We start from the raw sequence: 19,113 nt of genomic DNA on the forward strand, positions 1-19,113 counted from the left end.
CGGAAATATAACATGTTTATTAACATAGAGTCATTTGAAAAGATGAATAAATGGGTACGATTGTGAACAAATGTGAAGCTAAAAGCCAAGATGGCATACTCAAATACAACCACCTTGGCACAAGAAAAGGGCTAAAATTACTGCCAATATTTTTGAAATAACTGTGGGTAGCTTTGTTTTAAAAATTTAGGTTTGTCTTTAAAGCGCTTACCCGCTGGTTGCTCACCTGATGGAACAAACGGCAGCTCGTCATCGTTTCGTTCTTCATAGAGTAAACCCGCAATTAAATCGTACTCGTCAATATAGGGGTAAGGTTGCTCGTTTAAATAATATAACGGTGAACACTGTGCTAATGAGTCGGCATTAGTTAAAGCATTGTTAAATACTGTTTGTCCGCGAGATATAAGCCAGCATCTAAATTCGCTAAAACCGTATTCGTCGTTACAGCCAGCCATAACAAATGCAGCACCAAATAAATCCCAGGTAAAACATTTGCGCATGTGAATACCAAAAAATTTATCAAAAGCAATGAGCTGCTCGTCGGTTAACTCGCTCAATTTAGCTTTTAAGTTGTCGCTTACGCTTTGTGGGTCGAGCCCTAACTCAGGCGTGGTCACTAAATCCCAAAATTCCTGCTCTGTTAACGCTGTCATTATAAAATCTCTTTGACTCGGCCGACTTGACCATCTTCTAGGCGTACTTTAATACCATGTGGGTGATTAGGTGATTTAGTTAATAACCGTTCAACAATCCCCTCAGTTAAAGTGCCACTGCGTTGATCTTCTTTTAATACAATATTTACTGTTGTGCCTGGTGTAATTTGCGAACGCGTAGGAACAGCCATCGTATACATCCTAAAAATAGTTTTACCAATTATAGCGCCCATAGTAAGGCAAACCAATGTTAATCAACTAAAAACGATATTTGCTTAGCCGTTATAGGTAAGTTTATTTTGCCAAGCTCTGCTGTAATAATATCAGTGATCTGATTTAGGTGAGTTTCGCTCTCGTGGTATGCCGTGTCATCTGCAAAATAACACTTCACTTTTAATGACTTTGTTTCGTTTTTAAAATCAATTGTATGGGTTAAGTAAGCAAACCCTGGGTATGAGTGTTTAATGCTTTCGCATGCGGTGGTAAGCGCGTGTCTAATTTGTTTATCGCGGAGTTTTTGTGTTTTGGTCATGGTTTATTTAGTTTGCTCGCTTTGCTGCTTTTTGTATTCTTCAAAGTTTTTATCTTGGTTTTCAAGACATTCGTAATACTCTTTATCGGCTTTATAATTACATTCATCAAGGCGTGCTGATTGTATTTCGTGAAAGCGCGCATCAGAGCTACAGCCTGCAAGTACCGATAATCCCACAAGCAGCAACGCACTTTTAGTTATTTGACTGATTATCATTAAATTTCCTTACATTTTTAGTAATAAAAATACGTTAAATCACAACAATATTATTGTATATTAGCGCCATAAAACCTTACTTTGCATAGGATTCATAATTATGATGTCGCAGTTACAAAAGTTGTTTCAGCGTATAGACAAAAGCAAGATATTTCAATCATTTGTTATTGCTGTTATTGTTGTTTCTGCCCTTACCGTCGGTGCTCACACTTACTCACTTCACCCAACTGTAGAATTTGCCCTTAACTGGATGGATGTAGGGATCACCGCATTCTTTTTAGTTGAATTAATTATTCGCTTTATAGCAAGTAAAGGAATAAAAGACTTTTTCTCAAAGGGGTGGAATATATTCGATACCATAATTGTACTAGGTAGCTTATACCCTGCAGCTGGTTCGGCTGTATTGCTTGCAAGGCTGCTGCGTATATTTAGGGTACTGCGTTTAGTATCTATGATCCCCGAGCTGCGTTTATTAGTTAATTCCTTGCTAAAAGCCATTCCGCAAATGGGCTATATAGCGCTGCTAATGTTTGTTATATTTTATATTTACGCGGCCATGGGCAGTATGATGTTTGCTGACATTAACCCCGTGCTTTGGCAAGACGTTTCAATTTCAATGCTTACGTTATTTAGAATAGCGACCTTTGAAGATTGGACCGATATAATGTACGAGACCATGGCGGTTTACGAGCTAAGCTGGATTTTTTATCTGACCTTTATATTTTTAACTGCGTTTGTATTTTTAAATATGATGGTAGGCGCTATTTTAGAAGTAATGGGCGAGGAGCATCGCAATGCCCGTGAAGAGCAAGCAGATAGTAACTCGCTACCCGCAACGCAAGGGCAAGTAAATGAGCTACAAGCGCAAATTGCAGAGCTAAAAACGTTATTAAATAAAACCTCGAATAGTAAAAATACACCTAGCTAAAACTTAAAAGCCCTTTGTATTAGGTAAATACAAAGGGCTTGAAGTTATTCATCTTCGTCTTGCGTGTCTTCAAACGAAATTACGTTATCAACCTTCATCTTAAATGCCTCAAAAAAAGCATTTTTTAGCACCGAAATAACTGCCTGAAAAGTAGAAACATCGGCATTATCTAACTGCCCTTCAATAGGAATACGTGCAGCCACCAGCTTAGAATCATCGTTTTCTAATAGCGAGCTGAGTAAATCTATACTGCCTTCAAAAATAGCGGTAAATAGGCCGTCGTCATCTTTTTCAATGTCTTCGCGCCACGAAAAAACACTTAAATTGTGCACACCGGCTTTTACATAACCATTTAAGTTATTGTTATTAGCTGCAAGCTCCATTGCACCATCAATACCACCGGCTTCAATATCAAATGGGGTATACACTTTAAAAACAGTTTCTAGATTTTTAACCGAAAAACGCTGTACTTCAACATTAAAATCAAAATTAGCCTGTTCACTAAAAGGGTCTAACTTACCGTTTAACGAAAGTGCAGCCTCTCCCATTAAAGCCCCTTCTACATTTAAACTGGTGACTAACGTTTTAGAAAGGTTTTGGGCATTGGTTATATTTTTAATCTCAGCATTTATATTTGAAATATAGGTGGGTTTTTCGCCATCGTTTGTCGCATTAACTAACGAGACTTTACCGTTATTAATACGCAAAGTATCGATTGAAAAGAGCACTAAATCGTTAGCAAGCCCAACCCATGTTGTTTCGTCTTTAACTTGTTGGTTTTGCTCAGTGGTTGATGGGTCTTTATCGTATATAACAATTTCTGGGCGAGAAAAAGCCATATTAGTGACTAAATTACCCTTTAAAAGCGCAGACCAAGCAAGAGAAAAATCAAGAGTTTGTACCGCCAATAACGGTTTAGGGGCCGATGTTGCATCTACAGCGTAAATTTCAACATCGTCAATGGCATAAGCACCGCGGTATAAATATAAATCAACATCGCCAACATGCCCTGTTATTCCTTGTGTTTGTTCAAGCTGCTGGTTTACATAATATTGCACAACATAAGGCGCAGCTATTCGCGCGATAATAAGTATCAGTAGAGTGACAATTGCCGTTGAAAACCATTTATTACGTGAGTGTTTAAAAGTGAAAGACATGTAATATCCTTATATAAGTAAAATATTACTAATATGCGTGTAATAACTACCTACAGTTAGCCGTTAATGTGTAAAAATATAAGTTATAGCTAACAGAGCAAAAGCTATACCACTTAAATAACAGCTTATCAGGGAATAAGAATAGGTCAGACGTAGTGCAATAATTAATAAAATGACGAATACAATAACAATGTGTTCTAGATATGATGTTATGCACGCCATTAAAAAAGCCAGCAAAGGTGCTGGCTTTAAATAAGAGTATTAATTTAGGCGTTATTCACCGTCTACAATTATGCGAAGCATACGACGAAGTGGCTCTGCCGCGCCCCATAAAAGCTGATCGCCTACTGTAAATGCGCTAATGTATTTAGGGCCCATAGCTAATTTACGAATACGACCAACAGGAATACTTAACGTACCTGTTACTTTAACTGGGGTTAAATCGGTAGTACTGATATCGCGCTCATTTGGAATAACTTTAACCCACTCATTATGTGAGGCTAAAATTTCTTCAATTTTTTCTACGCTAATATCTTCACGTAATTTAATGGTCATCGCTTGGCTATGACAACGCATAGCTCCAATGCGTACACATAAACCATCAATAGGTACCGGCTGCTTAGAAGAGCCTAAAATTTTGTTCGCTTCAACCTGTGCTTTCCACTCTTCTTTAGACTGGCCACTTGGCATAGGCACGTCAATCCACGGAATTAAGCTACCGGCAAGCGGCACGCCAAATTGATCTTGTGGTAAATCGCTTGAAGCCATTTTTTCGCTCACTATTTTATCAATTTCTAAAATAGCTGAACTTGGGTTATCTAATTGCTCGGCAACGCTTGAATGAATAGCGCCCATTTGTGCAATAAGCTCTTTCATATTACGTGCGCCCGCACCCGAAGCCGCTTGGTAAGTCATTGGGCTTACCCATTCAATTAGGTCTTGCTCAAACAAACCACCTAAAGCAAGTAACATTAACGATACGGTACAGTTACCGCCTACAAAGGTTTTAACGCCTTGCGCTAAACCTTGTTCAATGACATCTTTGTTTACAGGGTCAAGTACAATAATGCTGTCATCAACCATACGCAGTGCAGATGCCGCATCAATCCAATAACCATCCCAACCTGACTCACGTAATTTTGGGTAAACCGCTTTGGTGTAATCACCACCTTGACAGGTAACAATAATATCCATTTTAGCAAGTTCATTTACATCACTTGCATCTAATAACGGTTTTGCGTCGCCCGCAATATCAGGGCCGAGTTGCCCAGTTTGTGAGGTGGTGAAAAAGGTGGTGTCGATGTTTGCAAAATCACTTTGCTGCTGCATACGTTCTAATAACACAGAGCCTACCATGCCACGCCAACCGACTAATCCTACTTTTTTCATTGTTTGTTCCACTGTTTGGTTCATAAAAGATGCCTTAATACATTAAAAATTAAAATTCATTGCGTGAGAATTAATTTTTATTAACGTCAAAATAACACCCTAAGCGCCCTAAAACTAGTGAATAAATCGAAACTTAAATATTTTTCATAGTCATAAAAAAGCCCTGTATTAAATACAGGGCTAATCGGTAGTTAGGTTTTATTATATCCCCCTTCCTTGGGTATAAAATTAAAACTCGTAGCTAAAACTTAAACTAAACTCAGTGCCTTCTTCTTGACGCCAAAGTGTTAAGTTTTCTTGTTCAATTTCTTTTTCTTGGCCAAGTATATTCTTAACTTTAAAATTAACTTTAGTATTAAAGTTAGGGAAGTAAGAATAAACTAAATCAAGAGAATGAAATGACTTTTCTTCTGCGTCTTCGTTACCACGCGTACCTGGTACTATTATTCGCGGCCCAAACACGTTATAAACAACTGAAGTTGAATGAAAACCATCAGTAGAGTCATAACCCATTTGTAAGTTTGCTACCCATTCAGAGTGACCAACTAAGCGACGTTTATTATTAGTAACAATGTTAGAGACAGAGTCAGCTTCCAACGCCTCTTTTAGTTGTTGTTCAAATAAAGAATCAACCCCATCGGCATCATTTATACCAAGCTCTACACTTGAATCAGATAAAGTAACGTTACCTGATAAAAAAATGGCAGATAGGTCATTATGAATAAAACTAAAGTCAGTTAAAAAGTCTACCTCAATACCCGTTAGTTCACCCGACTGTGCATTTGCTGTAAGTAACTGCGGAGCAGCTCCACCAACACCCGCTAACTCAACCATCTCAATTGGGTTTTCAATATCTTTATAAAACAAAGCAATTGATAAATTGTTGCCAGAAGGCATGTACCACTCAAACCTAAAGTCAGCATTTTTTAGCTTAGAGCTTTGAAGCGTTGGTGAGCCTCGCACTAAAAACTCTGTCAATGGATCAACGTAATAGGTTGAGCTTACATCCCGCATATCTGGGCGAATCGTTGTTTCACTCAAGTTTAAGCGAAACTGCATTTCTTCATCCATAATGTAAGTAATTGCTAAAGATGGAAAAAAATCATCTTCTTTTATTGCAACTTCACTCACTTCTTCAATTGTTCCATCAAAGAAATTTGTATGTGCTTGAAAAGGGACTGATATTTGAGAAAAGTCTTCCCAACGAATACCACCTGTTATGCGCCAAGTGTTTTCGTAGAAAAAGTCGGCCATAAAATAATAAGCGTCTAACTTATGTGCAGCGCTGTACTTATCACCATCTGCGGTACCATCATCAAAAATGCCAGAGCCAGTAACACTTGTATAAAACTCACTATTAGCTAAATTATCGTCAGAAAAGATTTGGTCTATGTTTGAGCCAAATGTAAATTCATCAGCTATACCACGGTGCGTAATACCAAATTGAATATTGCTTGCATCACGTTTTTTTTCAGAGAAATCGCCACCCACCTTAAGTTCTAACTCATAGCCATCACCATAAAACGGGATACCCATATTCCAACCATACGTATCTACATCATCATGCAACGTTTGATAATCACGAGTAACGTTTGTTGCAGCAACATCTTGTAACTGCTCTGATTCAAATACACCATCATTTAAGTTAGTTTGAAAAACAACATCCAATGCGCCTGGAGCATCTCTGTTGGCGCGGCTTGTACCGGCATACCAATCAAAAAATAAATTTTCTAATTCAGGAAAGTTATGCGTCCCTTTGAGCTGCGTGGAGAACATTTCACGCTCTTCATACATAACATCAACACGGCGTAATTCAGTAACACCTTCTTCTGATTCGTTAGCATCGAAAAAATCACGGTTACGCACTCGGTCACTCATATCATGAAGGGCAATATTTGTTAGTTCAAACTTATGATTATTATTAAATTCATAACCCAAATTTAATGTGCCACTCCAGCGAACGGTTTGTTCAGTAGATATGCCATCATAAGTTTGTGCAAAACATTTATCTTCACAGCCTAAACTACCTAAGTTTGTACCACTTTGCTCTTTAACTACTTCCCATTCATTGTCATAGGAAACAGCGGCAAGTACACCAAATGTACCCACTTCAGACTCAAATCTATCACCTAGTGCTACTGAAAAATTCATGCCTGGATCAACGTCTTTCTCAGTAGGTCCAACTTGCCAATCTAGAGATTGAAGGAGCGCTTGACGCTGCTCAAGCGTAGTATTGCTGTCACCTTCAAGTCCTGCATCACTTTTAAGCGCTGTAGAAATCAATGACGGTAATGCACGTGTACCATCATCGCGCCCCATCCAATCATCATCACCACCACTGTAAAAATAACCTGTGTCACTGTTAGAAGTGTTATATGAAGTACCTAACTGTATTTTAAACAAAAAATCAGAAGGAATAGATTTGGTGCGAATATTTACATTACCACCACCAAAGTGCGCTGGCATATCAGGAGAAAACGATTTCTGCACACTTAAACTTTCAATAATATCCGATGGAAATAAATCCAGTGGAACAACTGATCGAGTAGGATCGGGGCTTGGAACATACATGCTATTAAGTTGGGTACTTGAATAACGCTCACCCAAACCACGAACATAAATATACTTACCATCGACTAAGGTTAAACCAGTCACACGACGAAGCGCTGAAGCTGCATCGCCATCACCTGTGCGTGATATTTGATCAGCACCCATAATATCAGCAACAAATGCCTGATTTTGGCGCTCTTGTAGTACTGCGCCTGCACTACCTTTTAGTCGCTGGCCAACAGCAACTACTTCTTCTATTTCTTGAGCCTCGGCTTCGGCTGCTATAGCTGTGTTTACTGATAGCCCCATAATTGCGGCCATAACTGCGCAATTTAGTTTACAAAGAACAAGAGAAGAGGGTTTAAAAGATTTCATTTTTATACTCCGAAACAAAACAAGACATTAGCCGGACTTACGTCCGGCTTTTAGTAGAGAGGATTAAAGACCTACCTTAACCCAACCTGCTGTCCAGTCTGTTTGTGCATCCATTGCACCAATGTAATCTACTGAATCAAAGTAACTATCTAGGCTTGAAGAATCAAAACCATTACCTAGCAGTAATGACTCAGCCGAAGGCATATATCCGTTATCTGCTAGATTAAGGTCTGTGGCTGCTTGCACAGAGTTACCTGTTTGGCCTAAGAACCAAGATTCAACATTACCAGTACCAATAGCTTGCGTACCAAAGTTATTTGCCGTTTCACATGCAACAACTGAGTGAGTAACAGTTAATGTACCATCCTCGGCGCGAGGCGCTGAATCTGAACCCACACGTAAACAATTTGAATAATCTGCACCGCCTGTTACAACCACGTTTTTAAGCATACCTGCAGTGCCTGCACGTAGACGTATACCGTTAACCCCTACATTACCAATAATAGTAACATTAGAAATTGTAGGCATTGTAAGTGGTGTTGCATTTGAATCAAACTCAGAATTATCCGCCTCAATCGCATTATCACCTGTTGAATCAGCTTGTTTGATAAGTACGTATTGCGCTTTACCCGTCCAACCAAATGACCAATCTAGTGAGTCATCACCAATATTAGTTAAAACCAGGTGACTGATGTTTGCAGTACCACCGAAAAATTCAACACCATCGTCCAGATTTTCATGAACGTGAATGTAATCAAGCTCTGTTTGACTACCAACACCAGCAAGCGTAATGCCGTTTAACTCATCTCCGTTACCAAGCGTTTTACCTGCTTGTTTAACTGCCACGTATTTTAAAGTACCTGAGTTATCTTCTGGGTCATTACCACCAAATTGGCCAGCGTCACCTTCAGCAGACACACCACAGTTTGCAAGCTCATCAGCGGTAGCTTCGCCTTCTTGATCGCCACACGAGTTAGCCGGTGCATTACCTAAAAGCACTAAACCGCCCCATTGACCAATAGTCGTTTCGCCACCAGTAACATCTTCAATAGACGTCATAGTAATTGGCTGAGTTGCACTGCCTACGGCCTCTATTTTAGAACCACGACGAACAACTAAGAAGTCATCACCCGACTCGCCAATTAGCGTAGTACCAAATTGAACATATAAAGTCGTTTCATCAGCGCGGTCATTACCTACGGCTGTACGGCCTTTTAGAATCCAATGTGCATCGTTAGTTAATGTTACGTCTGAAGTGAATACAACATCAGAAGTTAACTGATAAACTGGCTTGTCTGTGATTGCAGGAAAGCTTGCTGATACATCAGTAGCAAAACCCTGCTCTAAGGCGTTTTGAATATCATCAGGAAAACTTGGCGTTATAGCGACTGTCCAACCATCCATCCAGTTATTATCGCCATCAAACGCACCGATATAATCTGTTTTAGTAAAGAATGAATCAAGGTCTGACGAATCAACACCCGAACCTAATAATGGAGAGCTCGATTTAGGTGTAAAGCCATCGGTTGCTAAACTGAGGCCAGCAGATGTAAGCGTTTGGTTACCTGTTTGGCCTTCAAACCAAGATTGAACGTTACCACCAGCGATTGCTTCACTACCAAAATTATTATCTTCACTACATGCCACTACAGAGTTTTCAATAGAAAGCTCTCCAGATTCTGCATTGGCTACAGAGTCAGACCCCACACGTAAACAGTTTGAGTAATCTTCTGGTCCTGTAATTACAACATTGCGAAGAACGCCAGCAGTACCGGCACGTAAACGAACACCATTTGTACCATCAGCCCCCACAATTGTAACGTTAGAGATAAGTGGTTTAGTTAAAGGTGTAGCATTTGAATCAAACTCTGAGTTATCCGCTTCAATAGCGTTATCGCCACCAACAGCACTTTGTTGAATATAGATATTTTGTGCACGACCTGTCCAACCAAACGACCAATCAAATGCATCGTCACCAATGTCAGTAAGTACTATGTTACGAACATTTACAGTACCACCAAAAAACTCAACGCCATCATCAAGGTTTTGGTGAACTTGGATATATTCTACTTTTGTTTGTGAACCAACACCTGCAAATGAGATACCGTTTAGTTCATCACCATTACCCAGTGTTTTACCTGCATGCTTAACAACAATATAACGAAGAACACCTGAGTTATCATCACTGATATCACCACCAAACTGACCCGCGTCACCTTCAGCTGATACACCACAGTTAGCTAATTCTTCTGCAGTCGTTTCACCAGTTTGATCGCCACACGAGTTAGCAGGCGCATTACCTAAAAGTACCAAACCGCCCCACTGCCCAATTGTTGTTTCAGCGCCTGTTACATCTTCAATAGATGTCATTGTAATAGGTGCAGTTGCATTACCATTGGCATTAATTTGTGAACCACGACGTACAACTAAAAAGTCATCGCCTGATTCACCAATTAGCGTTGTACCCGCTTGAACATATAATGTAGTTGCATCTGCGCGGTCATTACCAACTGCAGTACGACCATTTAAAATCCAATGTGCATCGTTAGTAAACGTTACATCTGCTGTGAACGTTGTATCTTCAGCTAAGCGATATACGGGCTTATCCGTAATTTCTGGGAACTCACCAGATACATCTGATGCTAAGCCTTGTGCAAGCGCATTATCAATATCAGTAGGGAAGCCACCATTAATACCAACGGTCCAACCTTCCATCCAGTTAGTTGACCCATCAAAAGCACCAACTTGGCCATTTGCGATAAGCGGCGAGCCAGCAAGAGGTGTATAACCGTTGTCATCTAGCATTAAATCAGCTGGAGTAAGTGTTTGGTTAGCGTCTTGGCCTTCAAACCAAGATTGTACATCGCCACCGTTAATAGCTTCGCTGCCAAAATTATTCGCTGCAGTTTGACAAGCAACGATAGAGTTTGTAATCGTAAGCGTGCCATCCTCAGCACGTGGTACTGAATCTGAACCTACACGTAAACAGTTTTCATAAGTAGCTGGGCCCGTTACAAATACATTTTTAAGAGCGCCCGCAGTACCCGCACGTAAACGAATACCGTTATTTCCCTCAGCACCCACAATTGTAACGTTTGAAATAGTAGGTAAAGTTAATGGTGTTGCACTTGAATCAAATTCAGAGTTATCAGCTTCGATAGCGTTATCGCCTACGTTAGCCGCTTGCTGAATATAAACGTTTGTAGCTGAGCCCGTCCAACCAAAAGACCAATCTAGCGAATCGTCACCAATATTGGTAAGTACAACATTGCTTACATTAACGGTGCCACCAAAAAACTCGATACCATCATCAAGATTTTCATGTACTTGAATATAATCAACTGTAGTTGCAGAGCCAACACCGGCAAACGTAATACCATTTAACTCATCACCATTACCTAACGTTTTACCGGCTTGCTTAACAAGTACATACTTTAAAGTACCTGAATTATCATCACTGATATCGCCACCAAATTGGCCTGCGTCACCTTCAGCCGACACACCACAATTAGCAAGTTCATCAGCTGTTGCTTCACCTTCTTGGTCGCCGCAAGAATTTGCTGGCGCGTTACCTAATAGTACTAAACCGCCCCACTGGCCAATCGTTGTTTCTTGAGCTGTAACATCTTGAATTGAGGTCATTGTAATGGGCTGACTTACAGTCCCTACCGATTCAATTTGTGAACCGCGACGAACAACTAGGAAGTCATCTCCTGTTTCGCCAATAATCGTTGTACCTTGCTGAATATAAAGTTTGGCGTTATCTGCGCGATCATTACCAACGGCAGTTCGTCCATTTAATATCCAGTGCGCGTCGTTTGTTAACGATACATCAGTAGTGAACACGGTATCTGCAGCTAAGCGATAAACAGGCTTATCTGTAATAGATGAAAACTCACTAGAAACATCAGTTGCTAAACCTTGAGTAAGAGCATTATCAATATTAGTAGGAAAGCCAGTAGTCGCATTTTGTGAATCATCACGTGATGACGTTTCATCACTTGTATCGTCACCGCCTTCAACAACGTTAGTTACTGTATCACCTTCATTGATAGTTGTGTCGCCTTCAGATACTACTAAGTCTCCACCACAACCTGCTAAAGATACTGCAGTTGCAATCAAACTTACTTTGAATAAGTCAGATAATTTCATTGTTCACTCCATTAAAGTATTTAATTATTTTTTAGGTGCTTAAATAAACTCAAGTCACCTTAAAACACTTAAACAATGCTTTAAGGTCACTTGAGTTTAGCTGCGGTAACAATACGGGAGACTTATGACAAAGTAGTTACAGTTTGATAACCATAAGATGACAATGGTAACTAACTAAAAATCAGAAACTTAAATGATTTTAACGACGAAAAAAACCGCCCTAAGGCGGTTTTGGTGTTGCGATTATGAAATGGTTTTACACGCGTTACTTTTTTAATGAGTAAAGCGCTTTAAAATTTACAACAAAGCTGTTTTGAGAGTTTCTGCATGCACTTTTTCACGCTTTACATATTTGATCCACTGCTGTGCTAAACGCTGAGATTTTTTATGTTTTTCTGCCTGCTCAAACGCTAAAATTGACGCATCAAAATTTTGCATGTTGTACTGAGCCATACCCAGGGCAACGAATGCATTTGATTCAAAATCAAGGCCGCCTTTATCTAGTGCTTTACGTGCAGCATCAGCGGCTTCTTCATATTGCTCTGTGTTAACAAACACTTCTGCTAGGCGTTGTTCGTATTTACCGTGCTCTGATAAATCAGCCGCTTTTGCAAAGTAGGTAATAGATTTTTCATCTTCTTTCGCCTGAATCATTGCCTCGGCTACAAAAGCGTAGTTTTTTGCTGTTTTTTCAGCAATACCTTTATCAATAGCTTCGCTCATAACAACTGCTGCTTTAAACGCCAAGCCATTGTATAAATAAACTTGAGCAAGCTGGCGTAAATCAGACTTAGAAGTTAAAAAACCTTGTTGATAAGCTGATTCAATCACTGCTAGTTGCTCTTTTTCTTTGCCCGTTTCGCCATACATTCCAGAGAGCTGAACCCAATATTCAGGCTTATTGTATAGCTTTACCATACGTTCAAGTACGGCAACTACTTTGTCAGTTTGGTTAAGTGAGTAGTACATAGCACGTTGTAATACTAGCCAATTTTCTTTTGGGGTTTTACCTTCGCTGTCACTTAGTGAAATAACTTGCGTAATATACTCTAGCCCTTTTTGGTAATCCTTTAACTGATAATACGTTTGTGCTCTTAATAAATAGTAACCTTCTGTTTTAGGTTTAGTATTTATTGAATCCCATTTATCTAAAAACGTAATTACCTTTTTATAATCACTATTGGCCATTGCCAATTGCGCCAAGCTAAATGTAGTGCTTAAACGAAGTGATTCAGGAATGGCCTCCTCTGCAACCACTTTTTCAAACGAGGCAATCGCTTTTGGTAAGTCGTTTTCGTTGTAATAAATAAAGCCGTAAAAGTTATGCATCATTGCAATTTCGTACGAGTTCATGCTTGAAGCTCGCTCTTCAATACTATTAAGCGCTTCAAGGCCTGCTTTAACATCGCCATCGTCGGCAAGTTTTTGCGCTCGAGCAAGCTGGCTATAAACCTTTTCACGCAGTGCGGGTACACGCTTTGTTTTTTGTTCTGACTCTGCATATGCACTTGCCAAATTAACGCCAGGTAACATATTTAGAGCACTTGGAGTTACAATGCTTGTGCTGATCGCCGCAGTACAAAACAATGTAACTTTTAAAATTTTAGTTGTTGGGTTTAATTTTATAACTGATTTAATAAATGGTTTCATAATCGCCTCGCATTTCTGTCCGTTGACTTGTGGTTAGATATTTCATTAACCACTTATTTGGAAAGATATTTTATTTTGAACACCCGCCACTTCAACGGCTTCACCGTTAACTACACGCGGCTTGTATTTAAACTTGAGTGCAGCATCCATTGCGGCTCTATCAAATAGTGACTCGGGAACTGCTTTTACAACCTGAGGGTCGCGCACTGTGCCTTGCTTAGTTACTGTAAATTCAACAATCACATAGCCTTCAATGCCGCGAGATAAAGCACGACGCGGATACACAGGCGCTACTTTAACGATGGGTAAGTATTCGCCATCGCTTGTTTCCAGCGCTAAGCCGCCTGATAAGTTCACATCAGCATCTACATTGGCGCCAAAGTCGAAATTATTGGCGTTTGCCGCTGTATCACTACTTTGCATTTGTGGTGATTCCATTGGCGGCGGTGGCTCTTTTGGTGTGGGTGGCTTTTGCGGTTTACGTTCTTTTTTTTGTACTGTTTCTTCTTTTTTCAAACGTACAAAATCTAAAACGTTACCTTTTACTGGCTCCGACATAGCACCTTTACCACCGGTGATAAGTGCCTGCATGCCTAAAAACAGCATAAAGGTCACTACTCCGGCTACAACTAATGCAACTAAATATCGCAACATAACTAACCCTTACGACGCATCTTGAGCAGCAATAGATACATCAAACGCACCTGCAGCGCGCGACGCATCCATTACTTTAATTAACATATCAGTCGTGGCTTTTTTGTCGGCTTGAATAACCACGCTCCCTTGTGGGTTTTCAGCTTTTAAGCGCTCAATATTCGCTTGCACTGCACGTACATCAATTTGGCGTTTATTAATCCAAATTTCACCTTTGTCTGAAATCGCAACTAAGATGTTTGCACGCTCTTTTTTAACAGCTGTGGCTGCTTCTGGGCGGTTTACATCAATACCGGCTTCTTTTACAAAAGAGGCAGTTACAATAAAGAAAATAAGCATAATAAATACAACGTCTAACATTGGTGTCATGTTAATTTCTTCTGCTTCGTCTTCTTGTAATAGGTTTCCTAACGGGGCTCTCATTTTTATTCTCCTAGGATAAGCGGCGTAAAAGTTAGCCGCCTATCTATATTTATTTAGTGATCTAAAACCATGCTATCTTCAAGTAGTTCAACTTCGCGCTTAGCTCTGCGTTGTAAAAACGTAGAGGCAAATACTCCCGAAAGTGCGCCAACCATGCCTGCCATAGTAGGAATAGTTGCTTTGGAAACACCTGATGCCATAGAGCGCGCACTACCAGTGCCTGTAATTGCCATTACATCAAACACTTCAATCATGCCGGTTACTGTGCCTAACAAACCAAGGAGCGGACAAAGCGCTACCATTACGTTAATTAACGCAAGGTTTGTGTTTAAGCGCATACCCGCACGGGATATCATCGCCTGGCGAATTTGCTCTGCATTCCAGCTATTGCGCTCTGCACGGTTAGTCCAATCGGCCTTTACGCCATGTTTATAACTACGAAAACCATTAAATAAATAAATAAATCGCTCGAGTATCAATAACCACATCGCGAAGATTAACACCCCGATGACCAAGAGAACTTGGCCACCAGTGTCGAGAAAATCACGGATAGCATTGATTGAGTCAATCAATAGCACCATGGTTTATGCTCCTTTCTCACTACGCTTGGCGATAATACCTGCACTTTGCTCTTGTATAGTAAGCAAAATGTTTTTAGCGCGAGTATTAAGTAAGGTGTATAAAAATACCGTAGGAATAGCCACAACTAAGCCAAGTACCGTTGTTACCAATGCTTGTGAAATACCACCAGCCATTAATTTAGGGTCACCGGTACCAAACAGCGTGATAGCTTGGAAGGTGTTGATCATACCGGTTACTGTACCGAGTAAACCAAGTAGCGGTGCCACCACTGAGATGATTTTAATCAGTGTTAAATTACGCGTTACTTTTGGCATTTCACGTAAAATAGCTTCGCTTAATTTAAGCTCTAATGTGTCGTGGGCAACATCAGGGAACTGATCTTTTACTTTCATTACGCGACCAAGTGGGTTGTCGTCGCGTGCTACATCATCTTTAAGTTGGCGACGGATTTTTCCACCCATAACCATTAGCGAGAAAAAGCGCTCAAGAGAGATAAGTAAAGCTATTAAACCTACACCTAAAATAACGTAACCAACTGTACCGCCTTGGTGTACACGCTCTTGCGTATCGGGTGCTTGTACTAATAAACCTAAAATAGAGCCACCGGTTGGGTCAAGTGCAAACTGTACAACACCGTTTTTAGTGTTTTGTAACTCATCTGCCGTGGCTGTAAAACGTGATACTGGCTGACGTGTTAACTCACTCAATGTGTTAGTAGCAGGATTAAACTCTAAATATTTACCGTTTGATACAAGGTTAAATGCACCTACACGTAGTACTTCTTGCTGTGCTTTAGTGCCGCCCTCAACTATAACGCTTGCATCAAAACGACTTACTTTACCTTGCTCGGTCATTTCACGTTGTAGTTCAAACCACACTTTTTCAATATCTTCGATAGAGGCAAGCTTTGAGGTTGAACCCATTTTTTGAGCCAGCTCATCCATAAATGTACTACGTCCAGCAATCTCGGCTGATACCACTGAGGTTGCAAACTTATTGCTTGAATCCCCTGCTACTTGTTGAAGTACACCAAATAACTCTTTAAGAGATCCCATACGTTTAGATAATGTATCGGTTAAATTAGCTAGCTTTACTTCATTTTCTTCAAACTGAGTTTCTAAACGTTCAGATTCAACAAGCATTTGATTACGCTTTGCTTGTGTATTTTTAAGCATTTGTACTTGCTCATTTTGACGAGCTGCAAACTCTTGTTCACGTTGTTTATTTTGTACGCTTTGGGCTGACTTACCCTCTTCAAGGGTTTTAAGTAGTGAATCTAAATTCATCGGCTCTGCCGCTACACATGTACCCGTAATGCTAAGACTTGCAGCAAAAAGGGCTACTTTTGTCATTTGAGTAAACAATTTCATTTCTAACCTCTTATTCTGCTGCGTGTACTGGCAGAGTTAACATATCTGGGGCAAGTTGCTTACGCGCTATGCGTAAACCTTTATTGATTTGGCTTATTGTAGAATCTGGCAAAGCAACAAACGATTTAGTGTCTGTATTCCAGCTACCTGCTTTTTTACCGTCGCGTGTTAAGTAAATAAGTTCTAAGCGGCCAATGCGTAAAAAATCTACCTCGCGCTCTTTACCGTCTATATCTAATAAAGAGGTGTAGGCTTCGATAGTGCGACCGTAATCAACTTCAACTTGGTAAGCTTCAAGTACACGGCGAAATTTTTCGCTTGAGTTGATGTCTGCACGGTTCATCATTTCACTTAAAGAGGTAATTCTTTTTGTGCGTTCGTCAGTTAAAAATGGCACATCTAGTGCTACAAACTGCTCAAGGCCTGTGATCATACGTAACATAAGCGGGGTAATTTGACGTTCAATAATAGAAACTTGATCCATTGACAGGTTAAGTGATTCCATTTCTTCAATTTGGTTATTTAACTGCTTAGTTAATTGCGCGTTGTAAACAGCTAACCCGTCAATTTCTTTGTTAAGCGTTTTAAATTGTTGAAGACGTCCTTGCATTGAGTCTGCAATCTTGTCTATTTTTGTTTGTGATTGCGCAGCTAACTTATTTATTTCGCTGCTTTTATCGATAACCTTATCTAAATCGTTTGCGTGTACAGCAGCACTTGCAGCCACAATACCAGCTAAGATTAATGGTTTAACGCCTTTCATCGCATACACCTTTACTCGTTAATTAGCGGATTTGCTAGTTGGTTTTTTAGCTTTAATTGTTAAATGCAAACAATTTAAAGACTAAAGATTTTCAATGAGCGAAATTGTATAGATGAAAAATGACAGGCATGTTGCGCAAAAAAGTCGGTTTTATGACAGCGGTAATAATGACGACTTAATGAAGCAAAAGTGTAATGAGCAGTATAAAGAGAGAATGAGTGCTTTGTGACAAAACACTCATTTATAAAAAGTTATTTTAAAAGCGCACTAATTTTATTAAAGGACTGCTGCCAATCGGTGTAATTAATATCAATAGGAAAAGCTTTATCATTATTAATAAGCACTAATGATGGAAAGCCTTGAATGGGTAAGCTATGAGCATAGGCAAGCTCGGCATTAAGCTCATCATTAATTTGATGTGATTGCAGTGAACTTGCAAAATCGGCTTTATCTAAACCAATGTGCTGCGCAAGTTCAATTAGTGTGTTTTCATCAGATGGGTTTTGAGCATTTAGATAATAAGCATGTTGAATAGCAGCGACCATGTCGGCCTCTTTATTTGCTTTGCGCGCTATAAGTGCAGCCCTACATGCTGGATACGTTGAACGCCTGGGCTGGCACTCTTGCCAAAAGGCATAATTAAATTGTGTACCTAACTGTGCAGCAATTTTACGCCATGTGTTTTGTAACATATCTTGCATATTTTGTGGCATAGGCGCTTGGCTGTCCGGTGCTAAGCCCCCCACTTTGTACTCTATGGTTAATATATCTTTAAAGTTATTTTCTAGTTCGCTTTTTAATTTTAACCAGGTAGGTGCAAAACCCCAACACCAACTACACATTGGGTCATGAACATATATGAGTTTACTTTGTGTCATAATTAACCTTTATTATGTGCTGATATAACTTTATTGCGACCTTGCTCTTTCGCTAAATATAAAAATTCATCAGCTTTTTTAATTCTTTTTCGTACTCAGCCACATTATTTACTTGTGCTACGCCTATACTACACGTTAATACGACTCTGGATTTAGTACTATTTAAAATAACATATTCACTGACATATTCTCTAAAGTCATCAGCTAATTTAGTGGCCTGTTGACTGCGCTCATTTGGCAAAATCACTACAAATTCCTCACCACCATAACGCGCTTTAACCGCAGAGCTTGGAAACTGCGACTCTAGCAATTTTGTAAACTCAATTAAAACAGTATCACCAAAGTCATGGCCGTACGTGTCGTTCATCGCTTTAAAGTTATCTAAATCGAGTAATAAAATTGAAAAAGGTAAGTATTCGTGTGGGTTTTCATCAACCAATTTTAAAAAATGTGAGGTTATAAAGCGCCTGTTAGCACCACCGGTAAGCTGATCGGTATAAGCGTCTTGTGTTTGTTCAAGAGTAATACCCGCGATATTCATATGGCTTCTGTGCCTAAAATATTCACCAATAAATGAAAATACAAACACTAGGGCGTGTTGATCTTTGCGGATTGAAATTTGTTCAATCTAGGGGCGATTAAATCGCGGCGCGAGGTTTGTAACCTAGTGGGCTAAGTAAAAACCGAGCAACAAAGAGTTTATCGCCCCTAGGCAGAACCCGAAGGGCAGCGCATGTTTGGCATTTATGCTGCGTTATCGCCTATTTATGTGGAATAACCACACTTCATAAGCTCTGCCTTGCCTTAAAACCAAACATACTGCTGCAAATTCAACTATCAA

16 protein-coding genes and 1 pseudogene are annotated in these 19,113 nt (G+C 39.8%); 1 reads left to right on the plus strand and 16 read right to left on the minus strand.

Going from position 1 to position 19,113, the window contains the following annotated elements:
• Positions 1 to 137 precede the first annotated feature (137 nt).
• The 4 genes from CWC11_RS13085 to CWC11_RS13100 are packed head-to-tail and all read right to left on the minus strand — an operon-like array spanning position 138 to position 1,401.
• Positions 138 to 653: a DUF4240 domain-containing protein gene (locus CWC11_RS13085; protein WP_138683035.1), complete on the minus strand. Its 516-nt coding sequence runs from the start codon at positions 651 to 653 to the stop codon at positions 138 to 140.
• Complete coding sequence (locus tag CWC11_RS13090; protein WP_058550338.1) at positions 653 to 844, minus strand: YwbE family protein; 192 nt, start codon at positions 842 to 844, stop codon at positions 653 to 655. Before CWC11_RS13090 ends, CWC11_RS13085 begins: the two co-directional genes overlap by 1 nt.
• Positions 845 to 903: 59 nt before the next feature.
• Positions 904 to 1,185 carry a hypothetical protein gene (locus CWC11_RS13095; RefSeq protein WP_138683036.1) on the minus strand — a complete coding sequence of 94 codons (282 nt, stop codon included), beginning with the start codon at positions 1,183 to 1,185 and terminating at the stop codon, positions 904 to 906.
• A gap of 3 nt (positions 1,186 to 1,188) precedes the next feature.
• Positions 1,189 to 1,401: a hypothetical protein gene (locus CWC11_RS13100; RefSeq protein WP_138683037.1), complete on the minus strand. Its 213-nt coding sequence runs from the start codon at positions 1,399 to 1,401 to the stop codon at positions 1,189 to 1,191.
• Between the two features lie 100 nt (positions 1,402 to 1,501).
• Between CWC11_RS13100 and CWC11_RS13105 the strand changes: the two genes are divergently transcribed.
• Positions 1,502 to 2,329 (plus strand): ion transporter, encoded by an 828-nt coding sequence (locus tag CWC11_RS13105; protein WP_138683038.1) that lies wholly within the window; start codon positions 1,502 to 1,504, stop codon positions 2,327 to 2,329.
• Positions 2,330 to 2,373: 44 nt separating this feature from the next.
• On the opposite strand, the gene CWC11_RS13110 is transcribed toward CWC11_RS13105, so the two are convergent.
• From CWC11_RS13110 to CWC11_RS13165, 12 genes and pseudogenes are all read right to left on the minus strand, one after another.
• Entirely contained in the window at positions 2,374 to 3,486 is a 1,113-nt protein-coding gene (locus CWC11_RS13110; protein ID WP_138683039.1) for a DUF748 domain-containing protein, read from the minus strand.
• Positions 3,487 to 3,759: 273 nt separating this feature from the next.
• Positions 3,760 to 4,899 (minus strand): aspartate-semialdehyde dehydrogenase, encoded by a 1,140-nt coding sequence (asd, locus tag CWC11_RS13115; RefSeq protein WP_138683040.1) that lies wholly within the window; start codon positions 4,897 to 4,899, stop codon positions 3,760 to 3,762.
• Positions 4,900 to 5,103: 204 nt separating this feature from the next.
• The gene (locus CWC11_RS13120) at positions 5,104 to 7,800 is read right to left on the minus strand and encodes a TonB-dependent receptor domain-containing protein (RefSeq protein ID WP_138683041.1); all 2,697 of its coding nucleotides are present in this window, start codon (positions 7,798 to 7,800) and stop codon (positions 5,104 to 5,106) included.
• A 63-nt stretch (positions 7,801 to 7,863) separates the two neighbouring features.
• Positions 7,864 to 11,952, minus strand: a complete 4,089-nt coding sequence (locus CWC11_RS13125; RefSeq protein ID WP_138683042.1) for a beta-helix domain-containing protein — start codon at positions 11,950 to 11,952, stop codon at positions 7,864 to 7,866.
• A 297-nt stretch (positions 11,953 to 12,249) separates the two neighbouring features.
• Complete coding sequence (locus CWC11_RS13130) at positions 12,250 to 13,578, minus strand: tetratricopeptide repeat protein (protein WP_171038425.1); 1,329 nt, start codon at positions 13,576 to 13,578, stop codon at positions 12,250 to 12,252.
• A gap of 69 nt (positions 13,579 to 13,647) precedes the next feature.
• A complete protein-coding gene (locus tag CWC11_RS13135) occupies positions 13,648 to 14,253 on the minus strand; it encodes an energy transducer TonB (RefSeq protein WP_171038426.1) in 606 nt (201 codons plus the stop codon).
• Positions 14,254 to 14,265: 12 nt separating this feature from the next.
• A complete protein-coding gene (locus CWC11_RS13140) occupies positions 14,266 to 14,679 on the minus strand; it encodes an ExbD/TolR family protein (RefSeq protein ID WP_058550327.1) in 414 nt (137 codons plus the stop codon).
• Positions 14,680 to 14,732: 53 nt separating this feature from the next.
• Complete coding sequence (locus CWC11_RS13145) at positions 14,733 to 15,260, minus strand: MotA/TolQ/ExbB proton channel family protein (RefSeq protein WP_138683045.1); 528 nt, start codon at positions 15,258 to 15,260, stop codon at positions 14,733 to 14,735.
• 3 nt (positions 15,261 to 15,263) lie between these two features.
• Positions 15,264 to 16,631 (minus strand): MotA/TolQ/ExbB proton channel family protein, encoded by a 1,368-nt coding sequence (locus tag CWC11_RS13150; protein WP_138683046.1) that lies wholly within the window; start codon positions 16,629 to 16,631, stop codon positions 15,264 to 15,266.
• A 10-nt stretch (positions 16,632 to 16,641) separates the two neighbouring features.
• On the minus strand, positions 16,642 to 17,394 hold the full coding sequence (locus CWC11_RS13155) for a DUF3450 domain-containing protein (protein ID WP_138683047.1): 753 nt from the start codon (positions 17,392 to 17,394) through the stop codon (positions 16,642 to 16,644).
• Between the two features lie 251 nt (positions 17,395 to 17,645).
• Positions 17,646 to 18,272: a DsbA family protein gene (locus tag CWC11_RS13160; RefSeq protein WP_138683048.1), complete on the minus strand. Its 627-nt coding sequence runs from the start codon at positions 18,270 to 18,272 to the stop codon at positions 17,646 to 17,648.
• A 2-nt stretch (positions 18,273 to 18,274) separates the two neighbouring features.
• A pseudogene (locus tag CWC11_RS13165) lies at positions 18,275 to 18,867 on the minus strand (GGDEF domain-containing protein); the annotation flags it as partial.
• Positions 18,868 to 19,113 lie beyond the last annotated feature (246 nt).

Origin of the sequence: Pseudoalteromonas sp. S3178, assembly GCF_005886985.1 — a bacterium.
GTDB lineage: Bacteria > Pseudomonadota > Gammaproteobacteria > Enterobacterales > Alteromonadaceae > Pseudoalteromonas > Pseudoalteromonas carrageenovora.

Excerpts from the sequence above, each read along its gene's own strand:
- CWC11_RS13085 (WP_138683035.1), bottom strand. The coding sequence starts at position 653 with ATGACAGCGTTAACAGAGCAGGAATTTTGGGATTTAGTGACCACGCCT.
- CWC11_RS13090 (WP_058550338.1), bottom strand. The coding sequence starts at position 844 with ATGGCTGTTCCTACGCGTTCGCAAATTACACCAGGCACAACAGTAAAT.
- CWC11_RS13095 (WP_138683036.1), bottom strand. The coding sequence starts at position 1,185 with ATGACCAAAACACAAAAACTCCGCGATAAACAAATTAGACACGCGCTT.
- CWC11_RS13100 (WP_138683037.1), bottom strand. The coding sequence starts at position 1,401 with ATGATAATCAGTCAAATAACTAAAAGTGCGTTGCTGCTTGTGGGATTA.
- CWC11_RS13105 (WP_138683038.1), top strand. The coding sequence starts at position 1,502 with ATGATGTCGCAGTTACAAAAGTTGTTTCAGCGTATAGACAAAAGCAAG.
- CWC11_RS13110 (WP_138683039.1), bottom strand. The coding sequence starts at position 3,486 with ATGTCTTTCACTTTTAAACACTCACGTAATAAATGGTTTTCAACGGCA.
- asd (WP_138683040.1), bottom strand. The coding sequence starts at position 4,899 with ATGAACCAAACAGTGGAACAAACAATGAAAAAAGTAGGATTAGTCGGT.
- CWC11_RS13120 (WP_138683041.1), bottom strand. The coding sequence starts at position 7,800 with ATGAAATCTTTTAAACCCTCTTCTCTTGTTCTTTGTAAACTAAATTGC.
- CWC11_RS13125 (WP_138683042.1), bottom strand. The coding sequence starts at position 11,952 with ATGAAATTATCTGACTTATTCAAAGTAAGTTTGATTGCAACTGCAGTA.
- CWC11_RS13140 (WP_058550327.1), bottom strand. The coding sequence starts at position 14,679 with ATGAGAGCCCCGTTAGGAAACCTATTACAAGAAGACGAAGCAGAAGAA.
- CWC11_RS13145 (WP_138683045.1), bottom strand. The coding sequence starts at position 15,260 with ATGGTGCTATTGATTGACTCAATCAATGCTATCCGTGATTTTCTCGAC.
- CWC11_RS13150 (WP_138683046.1), bottom strand. The coding sequence starts at position 16,631 with ATGAAATTGTTTACTCAAATGACAAAAGTAGCCCTTTTTGCTGCAAGT.
- CWC11_RS13155 (WP_138683047.1), bottom strand. The coding sequence starts at position 17,394 with ATGAAAGGCGTTAAACCATTAATCTTAGCTGGTATTGTGGCTGCAAGT.
- CWC11_RS13160 (WP_138683048.1), bottom strand. The coding sequence starts at position 18,272 with ATGACACAAAGTAAACTCATATATGTTCATGACCCAATGTGTAGTTGG.